Source organism: Actinomyces respiraculi (genome assembly GCF_014595995.2).
GTDB classification, from domain to species: domain Bacteria; phylum Actinomycetota; class Actinomycetes; order Actinomycetales; family Actinomycetaceae; genus Actinomyces; species Actinomyces respiraculi.
This window is the reverse complement of sequence record NZ_CP063989.1, coordinates 218,648-244,820: the sequence shown is the minus strand read 5'-3', so window position 1 is coordinate 244,820 and position 26,173 is coordinate 218,648. Positions and strand designations below refer to the sequence as shown.

Here is a 26,173-nt window from a genome sequence, read left to right as displayed (position 1 = left end):
GATCACCCCCACCCCACCACCCAGTGTCACCCCCACCCCACCACCCAGTGTCACCCCCACCCCACCACCCAGTGTCACCCCCACCCCACCACCCAGTGTCACCCCCACCCCACCACCCACAGGAAGATTCATTATGACCACCACACACATCCTCAAGCGCACGGGCACCGGCGCCCTCGGCGGCATCACGATCGGCAGCCTCACGACGCTCGCCTTCTCTGCAGCCCACTCGACGCACTACACCCCGGGCGTCCCCGAGTTCCTGGTCGGCTTCGCCAACGAGAACGTCGCCGTCCTCGTCCAGCTCGTCGTCTACGCCCTGCTCGGCGCGGTCTGTATGCTCGCCTCCGAGGTCTACCGCTCCGACCGCCTGAACATGTCAACCGCCTCCCTGGCTCACCTGGTGCTCGTCGGCGGGGGTGTGGCCGCGGCCGGCTGGTACCTCCAGTGGTTCTCCGGCCCCACGGCACTGAGGTTCGGCGTCGTGTTCATCCTCGTCTACGCCGTCATCTGGGTAGCCACCTACCTGCGTTACCGCCACGTGGTCAACGCCGTCAACGCCCGCCTGAGCACGCGCTGAGCGAGACTCGAACAAGCACGGAGCCGATGCACCGTCCGTCGTTCGGCCACCCCCGGACTCAAGCGGCACGATGCGCCAGGTGCCCTACGACACCGCCGATGAAGGCGTCGCCCAGCCCGATCGTCGTCGGGTGCTCGGTACGCACGGCGAAGCCGGGGGCGATGCGCACGCCGGCGGCCAGGAGCCCCGCGTCCCGGGCGAGCGCGGTGCCCACCTGCTCGCGCGCAGCCGTGGCGACGGCGTCGTACTCGGCACGTGTGTAGGCGTCGCCGTGCAGGAACCTGGTCGAGGCCATGAGACAGCCCGCCTGCCCGGCCTCGCGGTAGCGCTCGGCGTCGGTGCCGATGACGGCGGCGTACCGGCTGGTGTGGACCATGACGGTCGGCGCGCCGAGGATCTCGCGCAGGTCGGTCATCATCGTCGCGACCTCGGCGGGGTCGGCGAGGTCGACCGGCCGCCCCAGGTAGCGCTGGGCCTCGTCCTCGTTGAGGGAGTGCAAGCAGAAGGCCCGTCGTACCGCCTCCAGCACGGCACTGCGCAGGGCGTCGTCGTGAAACCCGGCATCCTCGTAGACAATCGGGGTTCCGGGCGGCACCACAGCCAACACCCTCTCGAGCTCGGCGAGCCGACAGCGCAGCTCAGACTCCGACTTCATCGTGTTGAAGCCGCTGGCGAGCACGACGCTGGCGTCATGCAACACCGTCGCCAGCTGCGCACTGAGCCTCATGTGCTCGTTGGGCGGGTCGTTGACGAGGATGACCCGGTTGGGTCTGGAGGCGAGCACCGTGCCATCCGCCACCCGGATGCGGGCGCCCGCCGGGTACTGCACGATGACGTGGGGATCGGCAGAGTCCTCGTCGGCCGAGCAGATCCAGTCCACGCCGTCGGGCAGCAACCGACGGACCTCGTCGCTGATGGAGACCAGGTGGACTGTCGACCCGACGCCGAGGCGCGAGAGCGCGAGGGCCGCCCGCACGCAGGTGCCGCCCAGGGTCACCCGGTGCTCGAAGCGGGCGTCGAAGGCGAGCAGGTCACCGCGGTCCCTGACGAAGACCTCGCAGCCGATGGAGTGGTGCATCGAGCGCAGGACATCCCTGATGATCTCCCGCTCACTGCCGACGGCCAGGGACGGAGCGTCCTCGAGCTCGGTGAGCGTGATGCCGTAGCCGTCAACGAGGCGCTGGAACGCCGCCGCGTCCCAGACGACCTCGTGGTCGACGGTGCCACCGAGTCCGAGGACGATCCGTCCCGACATGCCAGTCTCCTGATCGGGCGAGGGGGGTCGGCGCCGACCTCCCGGGAACAGTCAGTACAGGTCAGCCTTGCCGGCCGACTCGAAGAGGTCGATCTTCTGCGCGGCGCAGACCTTGAGGGCCTCCTCGCAGGGCGGCTCGATGACGTTGGGCTCACGAAGGTGGACGTCCTGCAGCACCTCGCGCATCCGGGTGAAGTACGCGGACTTGATGTCCGAGGAGATGTTGATCTTGTTGATACCGCCACGCACCGCTCCGGCGATCTCAGTGTCGGAGTTGTTGGACCCTCCGTGGAGCACGAGCGGGATCGGCAGCCGGGACTTGATCCCCTCCAGGAGGTCGAGCCGCAGGGCGGGCTTGACTGAAGAGGGGTACAGGCCATGGCGGGTGCCGATGGCGATGGCCAGCGAGTCCGCACCCGTGGCCTCGATGAAACGCACCGCGTCGTCGGGGTTGGTGTAGAGGATCTCCTCAGAGCCGGTCTCCCCGTACTGATCGGAGACGCCGATAGTGCCCAGCTCAGCCTCCACGGACAGCCCGACGGCGTGGGCCGCCTCGACCACACGGCGGGTCTCGACGACGTTCTCCTCGAAGGAGACGAAGGATTTATCGATCATCACGGAGGTAAAGCCGCATTGGATCGCCCAGAGAACCTGCTCGTAGGAGCCGCCATGGTCCAAGTGGATCGCCGTCGGAATCGAGGACTCGTGGGCGATGCGGATGACCGAACTGAGCATGTCCGCACGGGTGTGCGCGAGCTCGTCCGGATGAATCGCGATGATGTGCGGGGAGCGCTTCTGCTCGCAGACATCCACGACGGCGTGAAGCATGGAGTAGGAGGAGATGTTGAACGCCGGGACCGCGAAGCCGTGATCATTGGCGACGGCGAGGATCTCATTTCCTGTGGTCAGCATCTGGTGTGAACCTTCCTGTGTGCGGCCGCCAAGATCAGTTCTTGACGGATCCAGCGGTCATGCCTCCGATGAAGTACCGCTGGAAGAAAATGAAGAGGACGACGACGGGGATGGAGCCCAGAACTGACATCGCCATCATCTCGTTCCACTCGTAGGAGTGCTGCCCCATGAGCAGCTGGATGCCGATCGGCACTGTGCGCATGTTGTTGGTGCGCGTGAGCGTGAGGGCGAAGAGGTACTCGTTCCACGCGATCATGAAGGTGTAGATGCCGACGGACACGATTCCCGGGACCGAGATGGGCACGAGCACCTTCCACAGGGCCCCAAAAGTGCTGGTGCCGTCAACCTTGGCGGCCTCGTCCAGCTCGCGCGGAAGTGTGTTGAAGTAGCCGGTCAGCATGATGATCGCGTAGGGCAGCGTGAACACCATGTAGGTGAGAATGAGGCCCTGGTAGGTGTTGTAGAGCCTGAGCGTCACCATGAGCCCGAAGAACGGGATGAGCAGGGTGATGGGCGGCACCGCCTGCACCGAGATGACGATGACGTTAAGGACGCGTTTGCCCGGGAACTCGAAGCGGCTGAAGGCATATCCCGCCATGATGCCGACGACGAGGGTCAGCGCCGTCACCGTGAGCGCCACGAGGTAGCTGTTGACGAAGAACCGGATCTTCTCGGGGTCATGAAAGATCGACAGATAGGCGGCGAAGGAGCTGTCCTCCTCAATGATCCTGGGCGGGGTCGCGAAGATGCGCGCGTTGGGCTTGAAGGAGGAGACGAGCATCCACAGGACAGGCAGGCCGGCGAAGCAGCCTCCGAGGACGAGCCCCACCCAGACCGCAGTGACGTGCAGGAGCCGACGGCGTTGCTTGGCACGCATGTCAGTCCCTCGCCTTCTGGCTGCGCACGTAGAAGAACGCCAGGACCATCGACAGGACGAGGATGATGACCGCGCTGGCCGAGGCCCCTGCGAAGTCGTACTCGGAGAAGGCCATCTTGTACGTGAAGGTTGAGAGCATCTCCGTCTTGTTGAGTGGGCCGCCGCCCGTGGTCATCCAAATGAGGGCGAACTGCTGGGAGGTCCAGATGACGTCGAGCAGCGCCATCGAGATGATGATGGGGCGCAGCTGGGGGATGGTGATCGACCAGAAGCGCCGCAGCACTCCCGCGCCGTCGACCTCCGCCGCCTCGTAGAGGTCACGGGGGATGCCCTGGAGTCCGGCGAGGATGGAGATCATGAAGAAGGGGTAGCCGCTCCAGATGTTGATGAAGGTGACGACGGCGAGGGCGAGGTCGGGGTCGGCGAGCCATTCGTGCTGGCCGGACACCACGCCTAACGCGGACAGGAGGGCGTTGACGACTCCGTTGGGGTTGAGCAGCAGACGCCACAGGATCGCGATGATCGCGACCGTCAACAGCCAGGGCAGGACGAAGATCGTGCGGAAGACGGCTTGAGTGACGTTGGAGACGGCGTCGGAGTTGAGAAGTAGAGCGAAGCCGAGCCCGATGAGCATGTGGGCGACGACGCTGACGACAACGAAGACGATCGTGTTGCCCAGCGCGGTGCGGAACTTCGCGCTGGTGAGAATGTCGATGTAATTCTCCAGCCCGACGAAATGAGACTGCTTGGTCGTGATGACGGCGTCCTGAAGGGAATAGCCGATGACGATGATGATCGGCACGACCATGAGCACGAGGAGCAGGGTCACCGTGGGTGACAGGTACGCAAACGGCACCAGGGCCCTGGTGACGCGGGTGCCCAGCGGCAGGGTCCGCGTACCCGCGCCGTTGTCTTGTACGGGAGCGGCTTCACTGACGCTCATCTACTCACCTTCCTGGGCTGCTGTGGGTCCGGCCGATGACCGAGCCCACAGCCGTTGGTGACGGCAACGGGCGTCAGAACGCCTCGTCCCACGCCTGCTGGGTGTTGCTCAGCATCGTGTCGACGTCGATGTCGCCGCTGAGGTAGGCCTGGAACTGCTCCTCGAAGTCGCGCATGAGCGTCTCCGAGACCGGCAGGCCCACGAACTCGTTGGCGGGCCTGCCCGCGGACCAGATCTCGAAGGCCTTCTTGAGGATCTCGTCGCTGTTGACGTAGTCGGGGGTGGCGGTGGTGTTGCCGGGGAAGGCCTTGGCGTCATTGGACAGTGAGGCGTTGACCTTGGCGGACATGAGGAACTGGACCAGCTTCCATGCCTCAGCGGGATGCTCCGTCGAGCCCGAGACCCCGATCCCCCAGGAGGCGTAGGGCATGCCTCGCTCGCCGTCGTAACCGGCGACGGCGGGCAGGGCCGAGATGTCGAAGGTGAGGTCGGGGTTGCCCTCGCGGATCGTGTGGACATGGGCGAGGGAGTCGATCATGAGCCCGACGCGCCCATTGGTGAAGTCCTCGACCTTGTCCTGCTCCTTCATGGTGAAGGCACCGGGGGAGACGACACCTGCGTCCCACAGCCGCTTGATGAACTCCGAGGCGCTCTTGACGTCGTCGTTGCCGACGAGCTTGGGCTTGCCGTCGTCGGTGAGCATGGAGCCGCCCGAGGCCCAGACCCAGGACATGATGTCGTTCTGAGCGCCGTTGGGGGCCTCGAGCGACAGGGGCAGCGCCCATCCGGACACGCCCGGGGAGGTGGCGGCGACCGCCTTGGCCGTCTCCTCGAACTCCTCACGGGTCGACGGCATCTGCGTGAGGCCGGCACTCTCGAGCAGGTCCATGTTCGCGAACATGGGGTAGACGAAGTTGACGACGGGGATCATGTAGGTGGCGCCGTCGATCGTGACCTGGCTGGCGAGCTCGCCGTCGTCATAGCCCTGTTCGGCCATGAGCGCCGTGAGGTCGGCGATGGCGCCCTGCTTGGCGAAGTCACTCACCCAGGCGCCGTCCAGCCCGACGACGTCGGGCATCGTCTGAGCGGCGGCGCCTGCGACGAGCTGCTCCTTGGTGGAGGCATAGGGCCCGGACAGCAGCTCGACTGTGATGCCGGGGTTCTCCTGCTCGAACTGGTCCATGAGGGCGCGGAAGGTGCCGTCGGGCAGCTCGGGCTCCCACCACTGGGCGAACTCAAGCGTGACCTCACCGCCCCCCTCACCCTCGGAGCCGCCACCGCAGCCCGCCAGCCCGAGCGCAGCCAGGGCGGACGCGGTCGCCGCCATCTTCCCGAATTCACGCCTGCGAAGTTCCATGGTTCACTCCATCGTCATTGATACGAGTTGCGCCATCGTGCTGCTTTCTACACGTTTTTGACGCCTGATGCGAAGAATAATGCGTCTTTATGCGTCTTGTCTAGAGGCAAAATAAGTAACGAAACCGTAACCAGCCGACTGTGACCGCATGCCGCCCTTATGCTGGGCCCATGAACGACGCAGCCTCCCGCCTCCCCGCCGGCCGCAAAGCGGAGGTCGCGGCTTACGTCAACCGTCTCGGACAGGTCACTGTCTCAGCACTGGCTGAGCGCTTCGGCGTCTCCGCAGACACCATCAGACGCGACCTCGACCAGCTCGACTCCGACGGTCAGCTCATCCGCACCCACGGGGGCGCCATGTCGACATCCGCGGTCCCCTGGCACGACACCAGCCTCGACGACCGCTCTCGGCTCCAGGCCGCCCAGAAGGACGTCATCGGCCGGCTCACCTCCGACCTCATCGTCGATGGCAACGTCCTGTTCATCAACGGTGGCACCACCACGCTCGCGCTCGTCCCCCACATCACCGAACGCCGCGAGCTCATCATCGCCACCAACAACCTGTCGCTGCCACCCCTGCTCAACGACGAGATCTGCCGTGACCTGTACGTGATCGGCGGCCACGTGCGGATCTCCGGGCTCGTGACCGTCGGCCCCGTCTCCTTCTTCTCCCCGATCTCAGACGCTGAGAACGAGATCCACGTCGACCTCGCCATCATCGGAGTCGGCGCCGTCGACACCGAGGGCCCGTCCACCTCCAACCTCGACGAGGCGGCCATGCTCGGCCAGATGGCTCGACGCGCCCAACGCGTCGCCATCCTGGCCGACACCACCAAGCACAACCGTAGGCTCTTCGCCTCGGTGTGCGACTGGTCCCACGTGAACTACCTCGTCACCAATGACCGGCCCTCGGGCGAGCTTCACGAGGCCCTGAGCGACGCCGACGTCGAGGTCCTCGTCCCCACCCACCAGAACTGACACGGGAGACCCCATGACCTCCGACTCCATCCGGCCGCTCCTCGACGCCGAGGCACGCGCCCTGCTCGACTTCGGCAAGCAATCACGAACTGAGGCCGGATTCGGCTGGCTTGACGACGACGGCGAAGTCGACCCCTCCCAGGGCACCCAGTTGTGGATCACCGGCCGCATGACCCACTGCTTCGCGCTCGGGCACCTGCTCGGTGACGAGGACTGCCTGCCTCTTGCCACCCACGGTGTCACCACCCTCCTCGACTGCCCCCTGCACTGCGCCGACCGCAACGCCTGGCTCTCACGCGTCGAGACCGACGGCACGCCCGCCGACGGCCCTCTCGTCTCCTACGACCACAGTTTCGTCATCCTCGCCGCCGCCTCCGCGCTGCTGGCGGGCGTCCCGCGCGCCGCCGACCTACTCGATACCGGGCTGACCACCTTCGAACGTCTGTGGTGGGACGAGGAGGCCGGGATGGTCGTCGATGCCCGCGACCGTCACACCCTCGCGATTGACCCGTACCGCGGTGCCAATGCCAATATGCACACCGTCGAGGCGCTCCTGGCCGCCTACGGCGCTACACGGGACACCCTGCACCTCAGGCGGGCCTCGCGCATCACGCGCCGCATCGCCGAGGCCTTCGCCAGCCACGGTTTCCGTCTTCCTGAGCACTTCGACGAGTCCTGGACCGCCCTCCTCGACTACAATCGGGACATCCCGGCGGACGCCTTCAGGCCCTTCGGCTCGACGGTCGGTCACTGGCTCGAGTGGTCCCGGCTCATGGTCCAACTGCGCCAGGCCTGCGAGAGCGAGGGTATGGACACCCCCGCCTCCCTCACTGTCATCCCGCAGCACATGTACCGCCGTGCGCTCCAGGAAGGCTGGGGGCCCGACGGTGAGCCAGGCTTCGTGTACACCGTCGACTTCGAGGGGCGCCCCGTGGTCCACCAGCGCATGTACTGGGTCCTGTGCGAGGCCATCGGTGCGGCCGAGACCCTGCGCCGCGTGAGCGAGGACCCCTCCTACGATCTCGACGTCAACGTGTTCTGGAACTGGGCCCGCACCTACCTCATCGAGCGTCCCGGACAGTGGCGCGAGGAACTGGACGCCGCCAACCAGCCCGCCTGCGGCACATGGTCCGGCAAGCCGGATATCTACCACGCCCTGCAGGCCATGCTCATCGGCACGCTGCCCGTGACCCCCTCCTTCGCCACCGGCCTGCTGACCGCCCGCCCGAGCTGACGAGCCATGGCCTCGCCCGCCCTCGTCATCCACCGCGCCGCCACCACAGGCGCCATGGTCACCTCGGTCACCGGGGCCGACGGCGGCGTCATCGACTGAGGGCGCTCAGGCGCTGTGCTATCCGAGGGCACTCAGGCTCCGTGCTATCTGAGGGCACTCAGGCTCCGAGTTCCTCGGCGACCAGGGCCATCTCCTCGTCGGCCCGGCGCCGCAGCTCCTTGTGCCGCGCCCAGGAGGCCATCGACAGCTCCACCACCGCGTCGACCACGAGCATCGCGCCAACCGCCGCCAGGCCCGCCGAGACGTGCCCCGTGCGCTGGCGCCGCTGCACGCCCTTGCCGATGAGCGTGCCACCGAGAGCCGCCTCAAGCGCCACCAGGCCGCGCACCAGCCACGGACGCTCCGTCACCGTGTAGATGTAGGACTGCCACAGAGCCGAGCCCGGGATCTGCGGGTCACGCAGCATGAGCCCCACCGAGCGGCCCACGGCGTTGGACAGGCCACGCGGCTCGTGCACCACCGCGCCCGGCACCTCCGCCGGCGCCAGGCGACCCGTCAGCACCTCATCCACCCACTCGGGCAGCCCCAACGCACCGATCATCGCGGCCATGCCCGCCGCACCCTCCGTGCGCAGCGCAGCCGTGGCCGCCTCCACGTCCGCGCCCGGCACCGCCTCAGCGATGGCCGTGGCGTCCGTCGAGTCCGTCAACAGCTCCTCCACGAGGCGGCACAGCGCCGGCCCCGGCTCAGCGACCGAGCCCCACACGTAGTGCGAGGTCATGGCCCACGAGTAGACGGCGTCGTCCTCGATATCGTCAGTCATCACCGCCCGCACCGTCATGTCGCCGTCGCCGGCGGTCAGGACCAGAGCCGGCAGGGACTCCTCGTCCCAGCCGAAGGCGCCCAGGCCGGGACCCTCCCCCGTGGACATGACGATGCGACGGTCAATGCCGGGCACAGAGACCACCGTCAGCGACCGCTCCAGCAGCGTCGCCTGCAGCGGCACCGTGTAGGCGCTCAGCGGGGAGACCACCACCGTACGGGTGGACTCCGACGCCCCCGAAGGCACCTCGGGCAGGGCGACGTCGTCGGGAAGCGCGTTGAAGGAGGCCGGACCGATGGTGACGTCGGCACCCAGCTCGCGGGCCACCTGCTCCGCCAGCTCGGACACGCCCGTGCCCGGCACCACCCCACCGCGCGACGGCGGCGTCACGGCCACGCGCCCCTCGGCATCGGTCAGCAGCACCAGGCCCACGAGGTGCGAGGTCGCGGGGTACCACTCCATGCGGGCGACGACGTCGTGCCCGCTGAGGCAGGCGGCGACCTCGTCCGGGGTGGTTCCCGGGGCGATGAGCACGCCCTCCGTGCGGTTCCAGCGTTGGGAAGCGTCCTGTGCCATCTCTGGCCTCCTGTCAGTCAGGTGCGGCGTACTGGGGCCATTCTGTCAGCAACCGGCCCGCGGCGGCAGGCTCTGGCCCTACTCACTGCCCTCGCAGCGGCCCGGTCAGGCCTGTGCAGCCTGCCGACGGCGCAGGCGGTCCACCTCATACAGGGCAATGCCCGTGGCGACGGCGGCGTTAAGGGACTCGACGGTCCGCGAGATCGGGATCGAGGCGATGGCGTCGCAGGTCTCACGCACGAGGCGCGACAGGCCCGCCCCCTCGGCGCCGGTGACGACGACGAGGGGCACGTCGGCGAAGGTGAGGTCCTCGACGAGGGTGTCAGTGCCGCCGTCCAGCCCGACGACGAAGCAGCCCTCCTTCTTCAGCTTCTCGAGGGCGCGCACGAGGTTGGTCTCGCGCGCCACGGGCACGCGGGCGGCGGCCCCGGCCGAGACCTTCCAGACGGTGGCGTTGACACCGACGGAGCGACGCTCGGGGATGATGACGCCGTCGGCACCGAAGGCCCCGGCGGAGCGCGTGACCGCCCCGAGGTTGTGCGGATCCGTCACCTGGTCGAGGGCCACAAGCAGGGGCGTGCGCCCGAGCATGCGCGAGCGCTCAAGCAGGTCGAGGGCGGTGACGTACTCGTAGGCGGGCACCTCGATGGCCACACCCTGGTGGACGGTGCCCTCTGTCAGGGCCTCAAGGTCGAGCTTGGTCGTCTCCAGGACAGGGGCGCCCAGAAGGGTTGCCCGGCGGATGACGGCGCCAAGACGGTCGTCGGACTCGGCGGAGACGGCCATGAAGACGCGGCTGATCGGCGCGCCGGAGCGGGCGGCCTCGGCGACGGCGTTGCGTCCGCAGACGATCTCGTAGCCGTCGGGCACCTCGAAGCGGCGGCGAATCATCTCCAGCTGCTTGGCCCGCGTGGGCTGGGCGGCACGAGCCTGGGCACGGGCCTTCGCCCGGGCCTTGGGGTGGCCGACGCGGTCCTCCGCCTTCGGGGTGGGGCCCTTGCCCTCAAGGCCCCGGCGGCGGTTGCCGCCCGAGCCCTTGGTCGGACCCTTCTTGCTTCCGGGTCGGCGCCTGGCGCCGGGGTACTGCTCATTTCCAGCCATTGTCTCGGTCCTTTCTGGGCCGGTGCTCATGTCGTGGGGGTCCTGCACGGTGCCTTTCTGCGCTCCCGTGCTTCCTGCGCCTCCTGTGCCGGTCAGGCCAGGTGCCAGCGCGCCCCGGTGGGCGAGTCCTCGACGACGACGCCGGCCTGCGCGAGCCGGTCGCGCAGGGCGTCGGCCCGGGCCCAGTCCTTGACCGCGCGGGCCTCGGCGCGCTCCTGGACGACGGCGGTGACGAGGTGGTCGAGGGCCTGCATGGCGGCGTCCTGCCCACCGGCGGACCCCGCGCCCAGAACGCGCTCACGCCAGGGCGCCGCGAGCGGGTCGAGGCCAAGAACGTCAAGCTGGGCTCTGAGGTCCAGGGCGGTGGCGGCGACACCAGCGGCGTCGGGCTGCGGGCTGGACAGGGCGGTGTTGAGGGTCTTGAGGGCAGCGTGGACGACGGCCATGGCACCGGCCAGGTTGAGGTCCTCGTCCATGGCGGCGCTGAAGTCCTCGGGCAGGAGCCGGTCGCGCAGCCGCTGGGACGGGAGGTCGACGGCGTCGGCCCCCGCCACCTCCATCGCCCGCAGGAGCGCTCCACTCAGGCGCTCCCACAGGGCGGCGGCCTCCGCCAGGCCCTCCTCGGAGAACTCGACCGTGGAGCGGTGGTGGACGGTGCCCAGGGCCAGGCGCAGGACGGCGGGGTCGTAGCGCTTGAGCAGCTCAGCCACCACGAGGGAGTTGCCCAGCGACTTGCTCATCTTCTCGCCCTTGACCGTCACCCAGGCGTTGTGGACCCAGTGGCGGGCGAAGCCCCAGCCGGCGCCGTGGGACTGCGCCTGCTCGTTCTCGTGGTGCGGGAAGCGCAGGTCGATGCCGCCGCCGTGGATGTCGAACTCCTCGCCGAGGAAGCGTCGGCTCATGGCGGAGCACTCCAGGTGCCAGCCCGGTCGGCCCCGCCCCCAGGGGGCGTCCCAGGCGGCGTCGGCCGGCTCGGAGGGCTTGGCGCTCTTCCACAGGGCGAAGTCGCGCGGGTCGCGCTTGTCGGCCTCAACCTCCACGTCGATCTGGGACTCGTCCTCGGTGGTGGCCAGGTCCTCCAGGCGCTGGTTGGTCAGCGTCCCGTAGTCCGGCAGGGAGCGGACGTCGAAGTAGACGTTGCCGGCCTCGCCGACGTAGGCGTGACCGGCGTCGAGCAGACGCTGGACAAGGTCAACCTGCTCGGGGATGGTGCCGGTGGCGCGAGGCTCGTAGGTGGGGGCGGCGACGCCGAGGGCGCGGTAGGCGGCGTCGAACTCGCGCTCGAAGCGCTGGGCCCAGGCCCACCACTCGACCGGAGGCTCAGCTGCGGCGGACTTGGCGAGGATCTTGTCGTCGATGTCGGTGACGTTGCGGACCATGAGGACGCGCTGGCCCTGACGCTCGAGCCAGCGGCGCAGGACGTCGAAGGCGATGCCCGAGCGCATGTGACCGATGTGGGGCGATCCCTGGACGGTGGCACCACACAGGTAGATCGCGACCTGCCCAGGGGTGACGGTGGGCGCCAGGGGTACGACGGCGCGAGCGGCCGAGTCGTACAGGCGCAGGGAAGGCGCGGGAGCGGCAGTGTCAGTCACAGGCCCAGACTACGGGCCCAGGCTACTGGGGTGATCCCGTGCGGCCCGGAGGAATCCGTCACCCACCCATGGATAGCGCTGCCCCTCCGCGCCCGAAGCCCTGCGGTTAGGCTGCGCCCATGATCATCTGGCGTGGCTTCGGCATCCTCGGCGTCGTCATCATTGTCGGCTTCGTCGCTCTCTTCATGGCCCTCCTGGGGAACCACAGCGGCCCGATGGACAACATCGCGGGGGGCCTGGGCCTCCTTACTGGCGGCGCCGCTTGCGGCGCTCTGGGCTGGTGGCTCAATCTCCAGCGACCGGAGGCGAAGACGCAGGAGCACCTCACTGCCATGCGCGCCGAGCTGTGGCAGCGTGTTCACGCCGGGACCTTCCAGGTCCAGCCGGGTGCTGCCGCACCGACCAGCGAGCTGGAGGCCCGTTCGCAGGTCGAGCAGGTCGTCGCCTCGCAGGAACAGGGCGTGCGCAAGACGCTGCGCAACAACCACTCGCTGTTCTTCATCCCCCTGCAGTGGGTGGGCCTGCTGGCCATCCTCGGCGGGACCGTCTCCGTCGTGTGGGGAGTCGTCGGCCTCATCTCGTGACCGAAGCGGACGCCTCCCCATCGTGCTCAGCGTTCCCATATATTTCCCAGGTTTTCTCTGGGGCAATGCCCAGGTCCGTCCGGTTATCTATGTTTTACCGCAGGACGGAAAGAACCGAGAGGGTTGGGGAACCCGATGACCGATTCCAACCGAGGTCCGGCAGGGTCCTAGGGAGCCCCGCTGGACCGTTCCTGCGAGGGAGGGCCGCTCCCGCCGGACTGGGAACCCGGTCGGTGAGCCCCTCAATGACGAAGGCCCTCGGGCCCGGGAAACCGGGTCCGAGGGCCTCGTCATGCCACGCGCGTCACGCAGACATCCCCCCACCTCGCAAGGGGCGGCCCGGTATCACCGACAATGGGCCCGTGACCGCCGCCTTCTGTCCACTCCACGTGAGCGGAGCCTGCCGCTCCTGCCCCCACCAAGACTCGCCGGTGGCCGAGCAGCTGGCCGCCAAGCAGGCGCGCGTCGCCGCCACCCTTACCGCAGTGCCCGACGACGCCTGGCTGACCCCGGTGCCCAGCGCCCCCATGCGCTTTCGCAACAAGGCGAAGATGGCCGTCTCCGGCACGAGCACCCACCCGGTCCTCGGGATCCTCGGTCCCGACGGCGTGGGCACCGACCTGCGCGACTGCCCGCTGCACGTGGAGGAGATCGAGCGGGCCCTGCCGGTCCTGGCCCGGACGATCACACGCCTTGGGCTGGAGCCCTACGACGTCGCCGGCCGTCGCGGCGAGCTCAAGCACCTGCTCGTCACCGCCTCGCCCGACGGCGACCTCATGGTCCGCTGGGTGCTGCGCTCGCACCGTCACCTGCCCGCACTGTGCGCCGACCTGCCGCGGCTGCGGCGAGAGCTGGAGACGCTGGCCGTCATGAGCGCCAACATCCAGCCGGTGCACCAGGCCGTCATCGAGGGCAAGGAGGAGGTCCTGCTCACCCAGGAGCCGGGTGCGGACCACGTGCTCATGCGCCTGCACCTGCCCGACGCCGACGGGCCCGGCCGCGAGCTGCCACTGCTGCTGCCCACGCGCTCCTTCTTCCAGACGAACACGGCGGTGGCCGAGCACCTGTACGCCACCGCCTCCGCCTGGGCCGGGGACGTCACCCCCATCCGGGCGGGCGAGCCGGTGCGCGTGTGGGACCTGTTCTGCGGGGTGGGCGGCTTCGCCCTCGCCCTGGCCGCTGCCGGCCGACGGGTCCACGGTGTCGAGATCTCCGCCCCGGCCATCGAGGGAGCCAGGGCCGCCGCCGCGCTCATGGGTCTGAGCGAGCAGGACGTGTCCTTCGAGGCCGGGGACGCGCGGGTCCTCGACCCGGCCGGGGCCCAGGCCCTGGGCGGCGTGCCGGACCTTCTGGTGGTCAACCCTCCCCGGCGGGGCATCGGCGCGGACCTGGCGGGCCGGATCGCAGCCTCCGGGATACGTCGAGTGCTCTACTCCTCCTGCCACCCCGAGAGCCTGGCCAGGGACCTATCGCTCATGGCACCGCTGCGGGTGCGCCGGGCGCAGGTCTTCGACATGTTCCCGCACACCGACCACACCGAAGTGCTGGTCGACCTCGTGCGCGACTGAGGCGCAGCGGGGCCTCAGCGGCGCAGGGAGGCCAGCGTCCCACGCACGCCGACGAGGGCCTTCGCAATGGCCTCGGACTCGTCCGGAACCTCGAGGTCGCGCACAGCCACCGCCGCCTCCGCCAGGGCACGGGCCTCGGGGAAGCCCCCCGCTCCAAGTACGCGGGCACGCGCCGACGGCGTCATCCCGGCCACGGCCTGCAGCGCCGCGGCGGGCGCCGCCGGACCGCCCGCGAAGCCGACCGCACCGGCAGCCGCGGCGAGCCTCGGGTCCTGGGCAGAGCCCTCGTGCTGCGGGGCATCGTTGCCGGTGAGGACGGGCGGGGCGGCGTGGCCCTCGTCCGGTCCCAGGCCCGCCACGAGCTCGGACAGAGGGGCCTCGGTGTCGGTCAGGGTCTGGGCGACAAGCTCAAGGTCACCGGCAACGAGCGCTGCACGTGCCCGGAACAGGGCCAGACGCTGCGACAGGGACACGGATCCATCACTGAGCGCGGTCACGAGCTCGCGCAGGGAGCCGACGGCGTCGTTGTCCTCCAGGACGTCATCCCCGCCAAGCACCTGGTTGGCGAAAAAGCCCGCCGCGAGGTTGTGCAGGCGCAGCAGGGCAATGGTGAAGCGCACGGAGTCCGTGTCTGCTCGCAGCTCCTCCACCTGGCCCGCGAGCGGGTGCAGCTCCTCAGCCGCCTCGAGCAGAAGGCCGTCCACCTCCTCGTAGCGCGCCCGCAGGACGTCGTCGTCGGCGGCGGCACGCAGGGCCTCACGCAGCCCACCCAGGCGGGCGCCGAGAACACCAATGTCGGCCACGCGACGCCCCAGCAGGTCCACGAGGCGCGCACACTCGTCCAGCAGGGCGACGAGCCCACCGGTGGAGACCTCGACGCTGTTCATGCCGGCCAAGATCTCGGCCACCGGCCCCTCGGCCTCCGGACGCTCGGGAATGTCGACGCCGGCAGCCACGAGGGCGGAGACCTCCGCGGCCAAGGTCTGGCGGGTGAAGTCGACGGTGTCGCGGTAGCCCATCGCCCGCAGCTCGGTCAGGAGCGCGGCGTATCCTGCGGCGGCGACCTCGCGGGCCGTTGACCCGGCCTCGGCGGAGGCGGCCTCGACGGCGCGCACCCGCGCGTAGACCTCCTCAACCCGGTCGCGCAACTCAGTGAGCATCGGCAGGGTGCGCACGGACAGGTACCCGTCTCCGGAGGGGACGATGGTGCCGAAGACCCGGTAGGTGGCGCCGTCGGCGGCCTTATTGGTGATGTAGGCGGAGACGGCCATGCCCTGTTCGAGGCCGTCCCAGATCGCACGGAAGACGCCCGCGGGCATGTCCTCGTGGCGCACGACGTTGTGCGGGCGGCCGACGAGGCCACCACGCGGGTAACCGGACAGCCGCATGAAGGTGGAGTTCGCTCGGCGGATGCGGCCCCGCGCGTCCGTGGTGGAGAAGAAGATCTCGTCAGCGAGGTAGGTGCGCTCGCCCACGGGGGCGAGGGTCTCGGGGGTGCGTCCTGCGGCGGCGTCGGCCATGAGGACCTTCCTTGGCGAAGTGGGATGTCGGACCTGGCTTGAGGTTACCCGGCGGCGGTCGGCACCGCAGGAACACGGCGTTCCGACGGCGCCCCGACGTCCCAGCGGCCGCGCAGACGGGCACCGCTGCCCTTGACCGGATGCTGGACACTACTCAGGCTGGCCTCATGACAGTCCGCTCCACCAGCCCTCTCGTACGCCGACGCACCCTGCTGACCGTGCCGCCGCTGCTGACCGTGCTGGCCGCCTGCGGGCAGGCCCCCAACCAGATGGGCACTGCACTCGACCCCGCCACGGTGCTGTCCTCGCGGGCTGAGCCGCGTGTCCTGGCCCTGACGGACGCCCCGTACGTGGGGGCGGCCGTCTCCGCCTGCGACGAGCTCGGTGCCGTGATGCTCTCGCACCGCCTGTCCGAGGACCCGGCGAGTAACGCCGTCGTCTGCCCCGTCGGTGCCGGGTTCGCCCTGGCGATGCTCTACGCCGGGGCCACCGACCTGCCCAACGAGGTCACCCACCTGCTCGGCTTCGAGGCGGCCGCCTCCTACCCCAACGGCCTGCCAGCCGAGCGCGACACCTCGTGGTCTGCCCTCCAGCAGAGCATGCAGCGCCTCGACAGCCCCTCCGCACTGGAGGGCTTCGACCCCGAGGAGCTGCCGGAGCGGCCCCTCCTCCACGTCGCCGACCGCCTGCTCGTCGTGCGCCCTCAGGACCCGAAGGCGGGCGGCACGGTACGCCAGGACTACCTCGACACCGCCACGACCTGGTACGGCGCTGAGGTCATGGAGACTGACCTGGACCACGCCAAGGAGTCCCTCGACGCCTGGGCAAACCTCCACACCGGTGGCCTCGTGCCCACAAGCGCGATGACGGTCACCGAGGACACGCGCCTGGTCCTGCAGAACGCCGTGCTCCTGGCTGCCCGCTGGCAGCAGCCCTTCGACGCCGACGCCACCGAGGAAGGCGACTTCCACCGCGCCGACGGCACGACCTCCAGGGTCTCCTGCATGACGCAGATCGCGTGGTTCCCGGTCGTCTTCGGCGAGGGCTGGCGCGCCCTGCGCATGCTCTACGCCAACACCGACAGCACGCTCGCCATGGACCTCATTCTTCCCGACGACGTCGTACACCCGGCGGACCTGCCCGCCGAGACCTGGGCCGAGGCCAGTGCCCTGCTCGAGTCCGAGGCCCAGAGCACCGAGGCCCAGGTGCGGCTGATGCTGCCGCGCCTGGACCTGGCCCCCGGGCCGATCAACCTCAAGGACGTGCTCTCCAGCATCGGCGTCGAGCTGGGCAGCCTGCCACACATCGGCGACGAGCTGGGGGTGGGCGAGGCCATCCAGCAGGTGCGCCTGCGCGTGGACGAGGAGGGCACCGTCGGGGCGGCGCTGACCGAGGTCAACGTGGGGGTGTTGGCGGCGCCGCTGCCCGAGGAGGAGCCCATCGGCTTCTCCTGTGACCACCCCTTCGTCCTGCGGGTGGTTGACCGGGCCAGCGGGGTGTGCGTCTTCGAGGCCGCCGTCCTCGACCCGGCGGCCGAGTGAGGGACGCCGGGGGAACCGGCCGCGAGCAGGGCGGGTCCACTGGCCCGTCCTGCCCCTGCCGGTGGGGAGGCGCGCGTAATCTCGGTAGTGCCGCACACCCCTCGTTCAAGGAGACGCCATGACCGTTGAGATCGTTCGCCAGTCCAGCCCCGAGCTCGTCGAGGCGATGGGCCGGCTCATCCCCCAGCTCTCCCGCACGGCCCCCGCCCTCACGGCCGAGCGGTGCGAGGCCCTCGTGTCCCAGCCGGGCGTGTTCCTCTTCGTCTACCGCTCCTCGCGGCGGGCCGACGACGGCACCTACCCGATCCTCGGCATGCTCACGCTGGCGACCTTCACGATCCCCACCGGCCTGCGCGCCTGGGTGGAGGACGTCGTCGTCGACTCCTCTGCCCGCGGTCAGGGGGCCGGACGTGCCCTGGTCGAGGCGGCGGTCGCGCACGCCGGGCAGATGGGGGCGCGGACCGTGGACCTGACCTCGCGCCCCTCGCGCGAGGCGGCCAACCGCCTGTACAAGCGCGCGGGCTTCGAGCTGCGCGAGACGAACGTCTACCGCTTCACCGGCAAGTGAGCAGGTGAGCCCGGGCGCCGCTCAGACAGCGCCCGGCTCCCCGGTGGCCTCGTAGGCCAGGTACCGGTCCACGAGCGCGGCGACCGAGGGCGTCGTGTCGTCACAGGCGGCGACGACGTCTTGCGGGGCACCGCCCATGGCGACGGCGACGTCGGCGACAACGTGCATCGACATGTCGTTCCAGGAGTCCCCGACGGCGATCGTGCGTAGCGTCTCGCCCTCGTGAGCCCCGCCGGGGGCCATGATCATGGCGAGAAGCTCGGTGAGCCCCGCGCCCTTGGAGACGCCGGCCGGGATGAGGTCCATGAAGTCCTGGTTGCGCGCACCTGTGAGGTGGGCGCCCCAACGCTCGGCGATGATCGCCTCGATACGGTCCGCGGCCGAGGGGTCGCCCAGGTGCAGGGGGATGCCGATGACGGCGCGGCCCGCAAGGTCCGCGGTGGTGGAGTCGGTGAAGGCGGTCAGAAGCGCGGTGCCGTCGAGGTGCGTGTGACGCAGGCGCAGGTCACCGGAGATGGTCGTGCAGAAGATCGTGATGGGGTCCTCGGCGCTGAGCACGTCCAGGACCTCGTCGACGAGCCCGTCGGGCAGGCTGCGCGCCGCCAGAACGCGGTCGGCGGCGTCGAGAAGGACGGCACCGGTGTACAGGACGGCGTAGTCGTAGGCGATGCCCGTGCCGTCCAGGGCGCTGGCCAGCGCCGTGATGGAGCGGCCCGTGTTCACGACCACCAGGTGCCCGGCCTCCCGCCAGCGGGCGAGGGCTCGGGCGTCGGCGTCGCTGATGCGACCGTCGAAGAGAAGCGTGCCGTCCATGTCCGTGGACAGCACGAGCCGGGGGTGGGCCGGGGTGCCGAGGGTGTGGTCCGACGGCGGCCGCCCCGTGGGCCCCGGCGGCCGACGGTCACGCCCAGGCACGTCAGGACTCGGGGACATTGCGCTCGAGCTCGGCGATCCAGGCAGCGGCGGAGGCGTCCGAGGGCATGCGCCAGTCCCCGCGCGGGGACAGCGAGCCGCCGGAGACCACCTTGGGGCCGTTGGGCAGGGTGGAGCGCTTGAACTGCTGGGAGAAGAATCGCCGGAGGAACAGCAGCTCCCACGTCCTGATGGTGGCCAGGTCGTAGGAGACCTTCTCCTGCTCGGGGATCCTTGCGGGCCAGGTGCCGGTGGAGGCGTCGGCCCAGGCCTTCTGAGCCAAGAAGGCGATGCGTGAGGGGCGCGCACCCTGACGCAGGATGTGCCACAGGGTGAAGTCATGCAGGGCGTAGGGGCCGATCGTCGCCTGCGTGGACTGCATGGGCTCGCCCTCGCCCGCGGGCACGAGCTCGGGGCTGATCTCGGTGGCGAGGACGGCCAGCAGGGCCTGGCTCACCTCCTCGGAGAACAGCTCCTCGGAGGCGACCCAGCGGATGAGATGCTGGATGAGGGTCTTGGGGATGCCGGCATTGACGCCGTAGTGGGCCATGTGGTCCCCGACGCCGAAGGTGCACCAGCCCAGGGCGAGCTCGGACAGGTCCCCGGTGCCGAGCACGATGCCGCCGCGCTGGTTGGCGATGCGGAAGAGGAAGTCGGTGCGCAGGCCGGCCTGGACGTTCTCGAAGGTGACGTCGTAGACCTCCCGGCCGCGCTCGCCCAGCCCGTAGGGGTGGCGCATCTCGGTGAGCATCTGGGTGGCGGTGGGCCGGATGTCCAAGGTCTCGACGTGGCAGCCGAGCGCGGTGGCCAGACGCAGGGCGTTGGCCTTCGTCTCCTCACTCGTGGCGAAGCCCGGCATCGTCAGGGCGTGGATGTGCTCGCGCGGCAGCCCGAGCTCGTCCACGGCGCGGGCCGCCACGATGAGCGCCTGGGTGGAGTCGAGCCCACCCGAGACGCCGATGATGATCTTGGGGCAGCCGATGGCGCGCAGGCGCTGGACGAGACCGGCGACCTGGATGGAGTAGGCCTCGCCGCAGTCCTGGGCGAGACGGTCCGGATCGTCGGGCACGAAGGGGAAGCGGTCCAGCGAGCGCAGCAGCCCAATGTCCGTGCGCGGGGCGCTCAGGCGCTCCTCGGTGACAGTGACGGTGCGGAAGCTGCTGGTGCTGGCGAAGGTCGCCGTGGTGCGCAGCTCGGGGCGGGTGAAGGTCTCCCGGTTGTCATCGAAGGTGCTGCGGCGCAGGCGCTCAGCGACCAGTCCTTCGATGTCGACGTCGACAACCGTGGCGCGCGGTCCCTGGGGGAAGCGCTCGGTGGAGCCCAGGAGCTGGCCGTTCTCGTAGACGAAGGTCTGGCCGTCCCAGGCCAGATCGGTGGAGGACTCGCCCTCGCCGGCGGAGGAGTAGACGTAGGCGGCGAGGTTGCGGGCGCTGGAGGCGCAGGCCAGCAGCTCGCGGTCCCGGGTGCGCCCGACCGTCACGGGGGAGCTGGAGATGTTGACCAGGACGGTGGCGCCCGCGAGCGCGGCGAAGGTGGAGGGCGGGGCGGGCACCCACATGTCCTCGCAGACCTCGACGTGGAAGGTCAGTCCCGGCACGCTCTGGACATCGAAGAGGAGGTCGGGGCCGAAGGGGACGAAGGCCTCACCGGCGTCGTCGTCCTCGATCTGCCGCTCCGACGGCGGGGCCTGGACCCCACTCAGGCTGATCCACGTATTCGCCTCGACGCTGTCCCCGGGCGCGAAGTAGCGCCTTTCGTAGAACTCGCCGTAAGTGGGCAGGTAGGCCTTGGGCACGACGCCCAGGACCTCTCCCCCGGCGATGACGACGGCGCAGTTGTAGAGCCGGTTGCCCACGTGCAGGGGTGCGCCGACGACGATGACCGGGAAGAGCTCGACGCTGGCGGCGCGGATGGTCTCGATGGCGGCCAGGGCATCATCGAGCAGGACGTCGCTGAGGAAGAGGTCGTCCACGGAGTAGCCGGTGAGTCCCAGCTCGGGGAAGGCGGCCAGCGCCACGCTCTGCTCGCCCAGGGCGCGGGCCTGGGCGATGATCGCGGTGGCGTTGGCCGCCGGGTCCGCCAGGTGCACTGGCAGGGTGACGGCGGCGATGCGGGCGAAGCCCTGGTCGTAGGCGGAGTGGAAGACGATCGGCGGCCGGTCGGCGGCTGCGGTGCTCATGGGGCTAGTCTGACACGGGGCGCGACACGGTCACGGCCCGTGAGCGGGACCATGGCCGGGGAGGGAGGATGGGCGCATGAGTGCCCCCATCTCCGGCTCCTACCCGCCCGTCCCCTGCTCGCAGCCGGTCGGGCCCGATGATTTCACGGTCTTTGCACACCGGGGTGCCAGCGCGCTGGCGCCTGAGAACACACTGGCGGCCTTCCGTCGGGCCGGCGCGGAGGGCGCCGCCTGGGTGGAGCTCGACGTCGACGTCATCGGTGACGGCACCGTCGTCGTCATCCATGACTCCAGCCTCGACCGCACGACGAACTGCCACGGCTCCTACTACGACCTCACGGCCGCGGACCTGGCGGATGTTGATGCCGGCTCCTGGTTCACCACGCCCGACGGCGCCCGCCCCTACACGGGCGAGAGCCTGCCAACCCTTCAGGCCGCGCTTGAGGTGGCCGGCGAGGCCGGCATGGGGGTCAACGTCGAGCTCAAGTCCTGCGAGGCGGGCGCCGCCGCCTGCCGCCGCCTGGTCGACGGCGTCGACGCGCTGCTGGAGGCGCACGCCGAACGTTGGCCGTCCTTGCCGGTCATGCTGTCCTGCTTCAACCCGCTGCTGCTGGATCGGATGGCCAAACGCCGGCCCGGCACACCGCGCGCCCTGCTCACCAAGGACGGCCTGCTGCTGGACACCTGGCGCTCCTACGTCGAGGAGATCGGTGCCGTGGCGGTCAACCCCGCCAACCTGACGCTGGAGCGCGGCCGTGTGGAGGAGATCCGCTCCCTGGGCTACGGGGTCAACGTGTGGACGGTCAACACGCTCGAGCGTGCGCGGGAGCTGAGCTCCTGGGGGGTGACCGGGATCTTCACGGACCGGGTCCACGAGCTCGGCGCCCTGGGGCGCGGTGGGGGCCGGTCTCAGGCGCGGTAGACCTGCTTGAGTCCCTCGGAGTAGACGCGCATCTCCTCAACCATGCCGGTGCGCAGGAGCTCGGGGGCCTCGGTGCCCGCCGTCGTCGAGCACAGCCACTGCAGCTGGAGCCCATCGCTCAGGGCGGTCACCGTGCGGGCGATGACGGCCGAAGGGGCGTCGGCGCGCACGAGGCCGTTGGCCTTGCCGCGCTCGAAGGCGCGCTCGAAGCGCTCGATGGTCATGGACAGGTGGGTCGTGACCCAGCTGTGCGCGGGGTGCTCGGCGTCGAGGACGGCGACGGCGGTCGCGGTGTAGATGGCGACGAGACTGCGGTGGTGGGAGTTGTGCTCAACGACGCGTACGAAGGCGTCGAGCAGCTTCCAGGGGTCCTCGTCGAGATCGGGATCCTGGAGCAGGGTGGCGACCATGTCGCGGTCGCGGCGCTCCAGGACCTTGGCGAAGAGCTGCTCCTTGGAGGAGAAGTGGTGCAGCAGGCCCGCCTTGGAGATATCGGCGGCCTGGGCGACCTCCGCGAGGGAGGTGCCGGCAAAGCCACGGGCTCCGAAGAGTGCGACGGCCTCGTTGAGGATGCGCTCGTGCTTGTCCTCGCTGCCGGCACGGGGGCGGCCGGGTCCGCGTCGCTGTGTGGGTGCGGCGGGGGCGGGGTCGGCTGTGGCGGTCTCGTCAGCGGTCATGGCTCGCATTGTCGCACTCGGCCGGTTGTCTGATGTGCAGTTGGCCCCGGTCGTGGGGTTACGACGATCACGGCGCCCTGCCGTCGTCGGCCATCGTTGATGACGACGCGTCCGGGCGTCGACGGCGACGGCGACGGCGGGCGGCGCCGTCGACCACCATCGTTGACGACGACGGCGGTGCGGGGCCCCACGCAGGTGGGACCCCGCACCCGGATCAGACGGCGCTGGGGGCGCTGGGCGCCGAGGCCGCGGAGCGCGCCGGGCCCGGGCGGGCCGTGAGGACCAGCCCCTGGAGGACGTCCTCGGCCACGTCCGCGACGACCTCCTGGCCGTCAGCGACCTCACCGGAGAGGATGAGGCGCGCCAGACGGTCACCGATCTCGCGCTGGACGAGCCGACGCAGCGGGCGTGCGCCGTAGACCGGGTCATAGCCCTCGTCCGCAAGCCACTCCCGGGCCGCCGGCGTCACCGTGAGGGTCAGGCGGCGGTCCGACAGGCGCCGGGCCATGCCCTCCAGCTGCAGGTCCACGATCTGGCCGAGCTCGTCCTTGCTCAGCGAGTCGAAGACCAGCGTCTCGTCCAGCCGGTTGAGGAACTCGGGGCGGAAGGAGGTGCGCACCGCGCCCATGACGGCCTCGTGCCTCTCCTGCGGGGACATCAGCGGGTCCCCGAGGAACTGGCTGCCGAGGTTGGAGGTCAGGACGAGGATCACCTGGCGGAAGTCGACGGTGCGGCCCTGCCCGTCGGTCAGGCGGCCGTCGTCGAGCACCTGCAGGAGGATGTCGAAGACCTCCGGGTGGGCCTTCTCCACCTCATCGAGCAGGATGACGCTGTAGGGGCGGCGCCGCACGGCCTCAGTGAGCTGGCCACCCTCCTCGTAGCCGACGTAGCCCGGAGGGGCACCGACGAGGCGGGCCACGGAGTGCTTCTCCGAGTACTCGCTCATGTCGAGGCGCACGATGGCGCGCTCGTCGTCGAAGAGGAAGTCCGCCAACGCCTTGGCCAGCTCGGTCTTGCCGACACCGGTGGGGCCGAGGAAGAGGAAGGACCCGGTGGGGCGGTCGGGGTCGGAGACCCCGGCGCGCGAGCGGCGCACGGCGTCCGAGACCGCGGCGACAGCCGCCCTCTGGCCGACGAGGCGCTCACCGATGACCTGCTCCATGCGCAGGAGCTTCTCGGTCTCGCCTTGCAGCAGGCGGCCGACCGGGATGCCGGTCCAGGCGGCGATGACCTCGGCGATCTCAGTGGGGCCGACCTTCTCCGCGATCATCGGCTCGACGGCCCCCGCGACGGCACCGGCGTCGGCCGCCTCGGCCTCGGCGATCTGGCGCTGAAGGGCCGGCATCTCGCCGTAGCGCAGGCGGCCGGCCTCCTCGAAGCGGGACTCGCGCTCGGCCAGGTCCGCCTTGGTACGCAGCTCGTCGAGGGCGGCACGCAGCTCACCGACCTTGTTGTGCCCGGCCTTCTCCGCCTCCCAGCGGGCGGTGAGGGCGGTGAGGGCCTCGGTGGCGTCCGCGAGCTCGGCGCGCAGCCGCTCCAGGCGCTCGGTGGCGGCCGCCTTCTCGACGGCGTCAGCGGAGCCGGGCGTGTCGGCGTCGGCCCCCTCGGACTCCAGGAGGTAGGCCTCCTCCATGCGCATGCGGTCCACGCGGCGGCGCAGCTCGTCGATCTCGACGGGGCTGGAGTCGAGCTCCATGCGCAGGCGCGAGGCCGCCTCGTCGATGAGGTCGATGGCCTTGTCGGGCAGGTTGCGGTCCGTGATGTAGCGGTCCGACAGGCGGGCGGCGGCCACGAGGGCGCCGTCGGAGATCGTCACGTGGTGGTGGGCCTCGTACTTGGGGGCGATGCCGCGCAGGATGGCGACGGTGTCGGCCACACTGGGCTCACCGACGAAGACCTGCTGGAAGCGGCGCTCGAGCGCGGGGTCCTTCTCGATGTTCTCGCGGTACTCGTCGAGGGTGGTGGCGCCGACCAGACGCAGCTCACCGCGCGCGAGCATGGGCTTGAGCATGTTGCCGGCGTCCATGGCACCCTCCGAGCCACCGCCCGCGCCGACGACGGTGTGCAGCTCGTCGATGAAGGTGACGACCTCGCCGTCGGAGTCCTTGATCTCCTTGAGGACGGCCTTGAGGCGCTCCTCGAACTCGCCACGGTACTTCGCGCCCGCCACCATGCCGGACAGGTCGAGGGAGACCAGACGCTTGCCGCGCAGGGACTCGGGGACGTCGCCCGCGACGATGCGCTGGGCGAGGCCCTCGACGACGGCGGTCTTGCCGACGCCGGGCTCGCCGATGAGGACCGGGTTGTTCTTCGTGCGGCGCGACAGCACCTGGATGACACGGCGGATCTCGGCGTCACGGCCGATGACGGGGTCGAGGCGTCCCTCCCGGGCGGCCTCGGTGAGGTCGGTACCGTACTTCTCGAGGGTCTTGTAGGTGCCCTCGGGGTTGGCGGAGGTGACACGGCCGGAGCCACGGACCTCGGGCAGGGCCGCGCGCAGGGCGTCGGCGGTGGCACCGGCCTGAGCCAGCGCCTTGGCGGCGGGGTCGGTGGCCTCGCCCTCGGCGAGGGCGAGCAGCAGGTGCTCGGTCGAGATGTACTCGTCGTCCAGGGCCTTGGCCACGTCCCCGGCCCTGTCGAGGGCGGCGAGCAGGGCGCGCGAGGGCTGGGGGCGGCCGGTGGTGGCTCCGGCGGAGCTCGGCAGACCGGTGAGCGTGCGGCGTGCGGCGGCACCGACGGCGGTGCGGCCCGCATCGCCGACGGCGGCGGCCAGCAGCGCCGGGGCGACGCCGTCGGCCTGGGACAGGAGCTCGGCCAGGAGGTGGACGGTCTCGATCTGGGGGTTGCCGGCCGCGGCTGCGGCCTGCATGGCACCGCTGACCGCCTCCTGCGAGCGAGTGGTGTAGTTGGTGTCCATACGGACCTCCTTCGGGCTGGGTGTCGTCTCCGACCGACTCAACCCTCGCAGAGTTGAGTCTATTCCACTCAACCCTTGTGACCGTCGGCTCCGGCGGCGTCCACGGGGCCGTGGGCCCGTCGCCCGGCGACGCGAGCCGACCTCACGGCGGCCGCCTCACCGCGTGGATGACGCAGGCGCCCAGAACTGGCACGATTCTGCCGAGGCCGCCGTCGTCCGACGTCGTGCCACCCGACGGAAGGAGACTGACATGGGACGTGACGACCTGGCGAAGAAGGCCGGCGAGGCCCTGAGTTCCGACAAGGTCGAGGAGCTGAGCGACCAGGTGCTCGATGCCGCAGCCGGTGCCGCCAAGAAGGCGACCGGCGGCAAGTTCGGCGACCAGATCGACGCCGCCCGCGACACCGTCGACGGCAAGATCGGCACCGACTGAGCCGACCCGCCGACTGTCGGCGCCGTGGCCTTCCGGTCACAGGAACGAGGGCCCCGCACCGTGTGGTGCGGGGCCCTCGTGCGCTCGCGGTCAGCCGTCCGCAATTGCTGCCCGCGGCGTCT

At 70.1% G+C, this 26,173-nt stretch carries 22 protein-coding genes; 9 read left to right on the top strand and 13 right to left on the bottom strand.

All coding sequences use genetic code 11. The annotated features are described in order from the left end of the window. The first annotated feature begins 133 nt into the window (after positions 1-133). Positions 134-580, top strand: a complete 447-nt coding sequence (locus ID810_RS01040; protein ID WP_166857094.1) for a DUF3021 domain-containing protein — start codon at positions 134-136, stop codon at positions 578-580. Between the two features lie 58 nt (positions 581-638). Here the strand turns inward: ID810_RS01040 and ID810_RS01035 are convergent, their stop codons facing one another. The 5 genes from ID810_RS01035 to ID810_RS01015 form a co-directional block, all read right to left on the bottom strand. Next, positions 639-1,835, bottom strand: a complete 1,197-nt coding sequence (locus tag ID810_RS01035; RefSeq protein WP_166857092.1) for an ADP-dependent glucokinase/phosphofructokinase — start codon at positions 1,833-1,835, stop codon at positions 639-641. A 51-nt stretch (positions 1,836-1,886) separates the two neighbouring features. Next, positions 1,887-2,747, bottom strand: a complete 861-nt coding sequence (locus ID810_RS01030; protein WP_166857090.1) for a ketose-bisphosphate aldolase — start codon at positions 2,745-2,747, stop codon at positions 1,887-1,889. Between the two features lie 34 nt (positions 2,748-2,781). Further along, positions 2,782-3,624, bottom strand: a complete 843-nt coding sequence (locus ID810_RS01025; RefSeq protein ID WP_166857089.1) for a carbohydrate ABC transporter permease — start codon at positions 3,622-3,624, stop codon at positions 2,782-2,784. 1 nt (position 3,625) lies between these two features. Continuing rightward, positions 3,626-4,567, bottom strand: coding sequence for a carbohydrate ABC transporter permease (locus ID810_RS01020; RefSeq protein ID WP_166857087.1), 942 nt, complete (start codon positions 4,565-4,567; stop codon positions 3,626-3,628). Between the two features lie 73 nt (positions 4,568-4,640). After that, complete coding sequence (locus ID810_RS01015; protein ID WP_166857085.1) at positions 4,641-5,924, bottom strand: ABC transporter substrate-binding protein; 1,284 nt, start codon at positions 5,922-5,924, stop codon at positions 4,641-4,643. Between the two features lie 170 nt (positions 5,925-6,094). Between ID810_RS01015 and ID810_RS01010 the strand changes: the two genes are divergently transcribed. Continuing rightward, positions 6,095-6,901, top strand: coding sequence for a DeoR/GlpR family DNA-binding transcription regulator (locus ID810_RS01010; protein WP_166857083.1), 807 nt, complete (start codon positions 6,095-6,097; stop codon positions 6,899-6,901). A gap of 13 nt (positions 6,902-6,914) precedes the next feature. Further along, entirely contained in the window at positions 6,915-8,135 is a 1,221-nt protein-coding gene (locus ID810_RS01005; protein WP_166857081.1) for an AGE family epimerase/isomerase, read from the top strand. A gap of 157 nt (positions 8,136-8,292) precedes the next feature. Here the strand turns inward: ID810_RS01005 and ID810_RS01000 are convergent, their stop codons facing one another. From ID810_RS01000 to cysS, 3 genes are all read right to left on the bottom strand, one after another. Further along, positions 8,293-9,534: a hypothetical protein gene (locus ID810_RS01000; protein ID WP_166857079.1), complete on the bottom strand. Its 1,242-nt coding sequence runs from the start codon at positions 9,532-9,534 to the stop codon at positions 8,293-8,295. Positions 9,535-9,639: 105 nt separating this feature from the next. Then, positions 9,640-10,635 carry a 23S rRNA (guanosine(2251)-2'-O)-methyltransferase RlmB gene (gene rlmB, locus ID810_RS00995; protein WP_166857077.1) on the bottom strand — a complete coding sequence of 332 codons (996 nt, stop codon included), beginning with the start codon at positions 10,633-10,635 and terminating at the stop codon, positions 9,640-9,642. 92 nt (positions 10,636-10,727) lie between these two features. Beyond that, positions 10,728-12,230: a cysteine--tRNA ligase gene (gene cysS, locus ID810_RS00990; protein WP_166857075.1), complete on the bottom strand. Its 1,503-nt coding sequence runs from the start codon at positions 12,228-12,230 to the stop codon at positions 10,728-10,730. A 119-nt stretch (positions 12,231-12,349) separates the two neighbouring features. Between cysS and ID810_RS00985 the strand changes: the two genes are divergently transcribed. Beyond that, positions 12,350-12,814 (top strand): transcriptional accessory protein, encoded by a 465-nt coding sequence (locus ID810_RS00985; RefSeq protein ID WP_166857074.1) that lies wholly within the window; start codon positions 12,350-12,352, stop codon positions 12,812-12,814. A 344-nt stretch (positions 12,815-13,158) separates the two neighbouring features. Then, positions 13,159-14,382 carry a methyltransferase domain-containing protein gene (locus tag ID810_RS00980; RefSeq protein WP_244960921.1) on the top strand — a complete coding sequence of 408 codons (1,224 nt, stop codon included), beginning with the start codon at positions 13,159-13,161 and terminating at the stop codon, positions 14,380-14,382. 14 nt (positions 14,383-14,396) lie between these two features. Here the strand turns inward: ID810_RS00980 and ID810_RS00975 are convergent, their stop codons facing one another. After that, positions 14,397-15,902, bottom strand: coding sequence for a PAS domain-containing protein (locus ID810_RS00975; protein WP_188232604.1), 1,506 nt, complete (start codon positions 15,900-15,902; stop codon positions 14,397-14,399). A gap of 167 nt (positions 15,903-16,069) precedes the next feature. Here ID810_RS00975 and ID810_RS00970 point away from each other — a divergent pair, with 167 nt between their 5' ends. Continuing rightward, positions 16,070-17,443 carry a serpin family protein gene (locus ID810_RS00970; protein ID WP_243856643.1) on the top strand — a complete coding sequence of 458 codons (1,374 nt, stop codon included), beginning with the start codon at positions 16,070-16,072 and terminating at the stop codon, positions 17,441-17,443. Between the two features lie 118 nt (positions 17,444-17,561). Then, on the top strand, positions 17,562-18,011 hold the full coding sequence (locus ID810_RS00965) for a GNAT family N-acetyltransferase (protein WP_166857070.1): 450 nt from the start codon (positions 17,562-17,564) through the stop codon (positions 18,009-18,011). A gap of 21 nt (positions 18,012-18,032) precedes the next feature. Here the strand turns inward: ID810_RS00965 and ID810_RS00960 are convergent, their stop codons facing one another. Beyond that, a complete protein-coding gene (locus tag ID810_RS00960; protein WP_243856641.1) occupies positions 18,033-18,839 on the bottom strand; it encodes an HAD-IIB family hydrolase in 807 nt (268 codons plus the stop codon). A gap of 88 nt (positions 18,840-18,927) precedes the next feature. Then, positions 18,928-21,102, bottom strand: a complete 2,175-nt coding sequence (locus tag ID810_RS00955; RefSeq protein WP_166857066.1) for an NAD(+) synthase — start codon at positions 21,100-21,102, stop codon at positions 18,928-18,930. A 76-nt stretch (positions 21,103-21,178) separates the two neighbouring features. Between ID810_RS00955 and ID810_RS00950 the strand changes: the two genes are divergently transcribed. Further along, a complete protein-coding gene (locus tag ID810_RS00950; protein WP_166857064.1) occupies positions 21,179-22,024 on the top strand; it encodes a glycerophosphodiester phosphodiesterase family protein in 846 nt (281 codons plus the stop codon). On the opposite strand, the gene ID810_RS00945 is transcribed toward ID810_RS00950, so the two are convergent. Both ID810_RS00945 and ID810_RS00940 read right to left on the bottom strand, forming a co-directional pair. Further along, entirely contained in the window at positions 22,012-22,701 is a 690-nt protein-coding gene (locus ID810_RS00945; protein ID WP_188232603.1) for a TetR/AcrR family transcriptional regulator, read from the bottom strand. The two genes, ID810_RS00950 and ID810_RS00945, sit on opposite strands and share 13 nt — an antisense overlap. Positions 22,702-22,915: 214 nt before the next feature. Beyond that, the gene (locus ID810_RS00940; RefSeq protein WP_166857060.1) at positions 22,916-25,618 is read right to left on the bottom strand and encodes an ATP-dependent Clp protease ATP-binding subunit; all 2,703 of its coding nucleotides are present in this window, start codon (positions 25,616-25,618) and stop codon (positions 22,916-22,918) included. A 250-nt stretch (positions 25,619-25,868) separates the two neighbouring features. On the opposite strand from ID810_RS00940, the gene ID810_RS00935 reads away from it, so the two are divergent. Then, positions 25,869-26,051: an Rv0909 family putative TA system antitoxin gene (locus ID810_RS00935; RefSeq protein ID WP_166857058.1), complete on the top strand. Its 183-nt coding sequence runs from the start codon at positions 25,869-25,871 to the stop codon at positions 26,049-26,051. Positions 26,052-26,173: the final 122 nt, after the last annotated feature.

Bases quoted from the DNA above. Each gene is read 5' to 3' on its own strand.
- ID810_RS01040 (WP_166857094.1), top strand. From the start codon at position 134: ATGACCACCACACACATCCTCAAGCGCACGGGCACCGGCGCCCTCGGC.
- ID810_RS01035 (WP_166857092.1), bottom strand. From the start codon at position 1,835: ATGTCGGGACGGATCGTCCTCGGACTCGGTGGCACCGTCGACCACGAG.
- ID810_RS01030 (WP_166857090.1), bottom strand. From the start codon at position 2,747: ATGCTGACCACAGGAAATGAGATCCTCGCCGTCGCCAATGATCACGGC.
- ID810_RS01025 (WP_166857089.1), bottom strand. From the start codon at position 3,624: ATGCGTGCCAAGCAACGCCGTCGGCTCCTGCACGTCACTGCGGTCTGG.
- ID810_RS01020 (WP_166857087.1), bottom strand. From the start codon at position 4,567: ATGAGCGTCAGTGAAGCCGCTCCCGTACAAGACAACGGCGCGGGTACG.
- ID810_RS01015 (WP_166857085.1), bottom strand. From the start codon at position 5,924: ATGGAACTTCGCAGGCGTGAATTCGGGAAGATGGCGGCGACCGCGTCC.
- ID810_RS01010 (WP_166857083.1), top strand. From the start codon at position 6,095: ATGAACGACGCAGCCTCCCGCCTCCCCGCCGGCCGCAAAGCGGAGGTC.
- ID810_RS01005 (WP_166857081.1), top strand. From the start codon at position 6,915: ATGACCTCCGACTCCATCCGGCCGCTCCTCGACGCCGAGGCACGCGCC.
- ID810_RS01000 (WP_166857079.1), bottom strand. From the start codon at position 9,534: ATGGCACAGGACGCTTCCCAACGCTGGAACCGCACGGAGGGCGTGCTC.
- rlmB (WP_166857077.1), bottom strand. From the start codon at position 10,635: ATGGCTGGAAATGAGCAGTACCCCGGCGCCAGGCGCCGACCCGGAAGC.
- ID810_RS00985 (WP_166857074.1), top strand. From the start codon at position 12,350: ATGATCATCTGGCGTGGCTTCGGCATCCTCGGCGTCGTCATCATTGTC.
- ID810_RS00975 (WP_188232604.1), bottom strand. From the start codon at position 15,902: ATGGCCGACGCCGCCGCAGGACGCACCCCCGAGACCCTCGCCCCCGTG.
- ID810_RS00970 (WP_243856643.1), top strand. From the start codon at position 16,070: ATGACAGTCCGCTCCACCAGCCCTCTCGTACGCCGACGCACCCTGCTG.
- ID810_RS00965 (WP_166857070.1), top strand. From the start codon at position 17,562: ATGACCGTTGAGATCGTTCGCCAGTCCAGCCCCGAGCTCGTCGAGGCG.
- ID810_RS00955 (WP_166857066.1), bottom strand. From the start codon at position 21,102: ATGAGCACCGCAGCCGCCGACCGGCCGCCGATCGTCTTCCACTCCGCC.
- ID810_RS00950 (WP_166857064.1), top strand. From the start codon at position 21,179: ATGAGTGCCCCCATCTCCGGCTCCTACCCGCCCGTCCCCTGCTCGCAG.
- ID810_RS00945 (WP_188232603.1), bottom strand. From the start codon at position 22,701: ATGACCGCTGACGAGACCGCCACAGCCGACCCCGCCCCCGCCGCACCC.
- ID810_RS00940 (WP_166857060.1), bottom strand. From the start codon at position 25,618: ATGGACACCAACTACACCACTCGCTCGCAGGAGGCGGTCAGCGGTGCC.
- ID810_RS00935 (WP_166857058.1), top strand. From the start codon at position 25,869: ATGGGACGTGACGACCTGGCGAAGAAGGCCGGCGAGGCCCTGAGTTCC.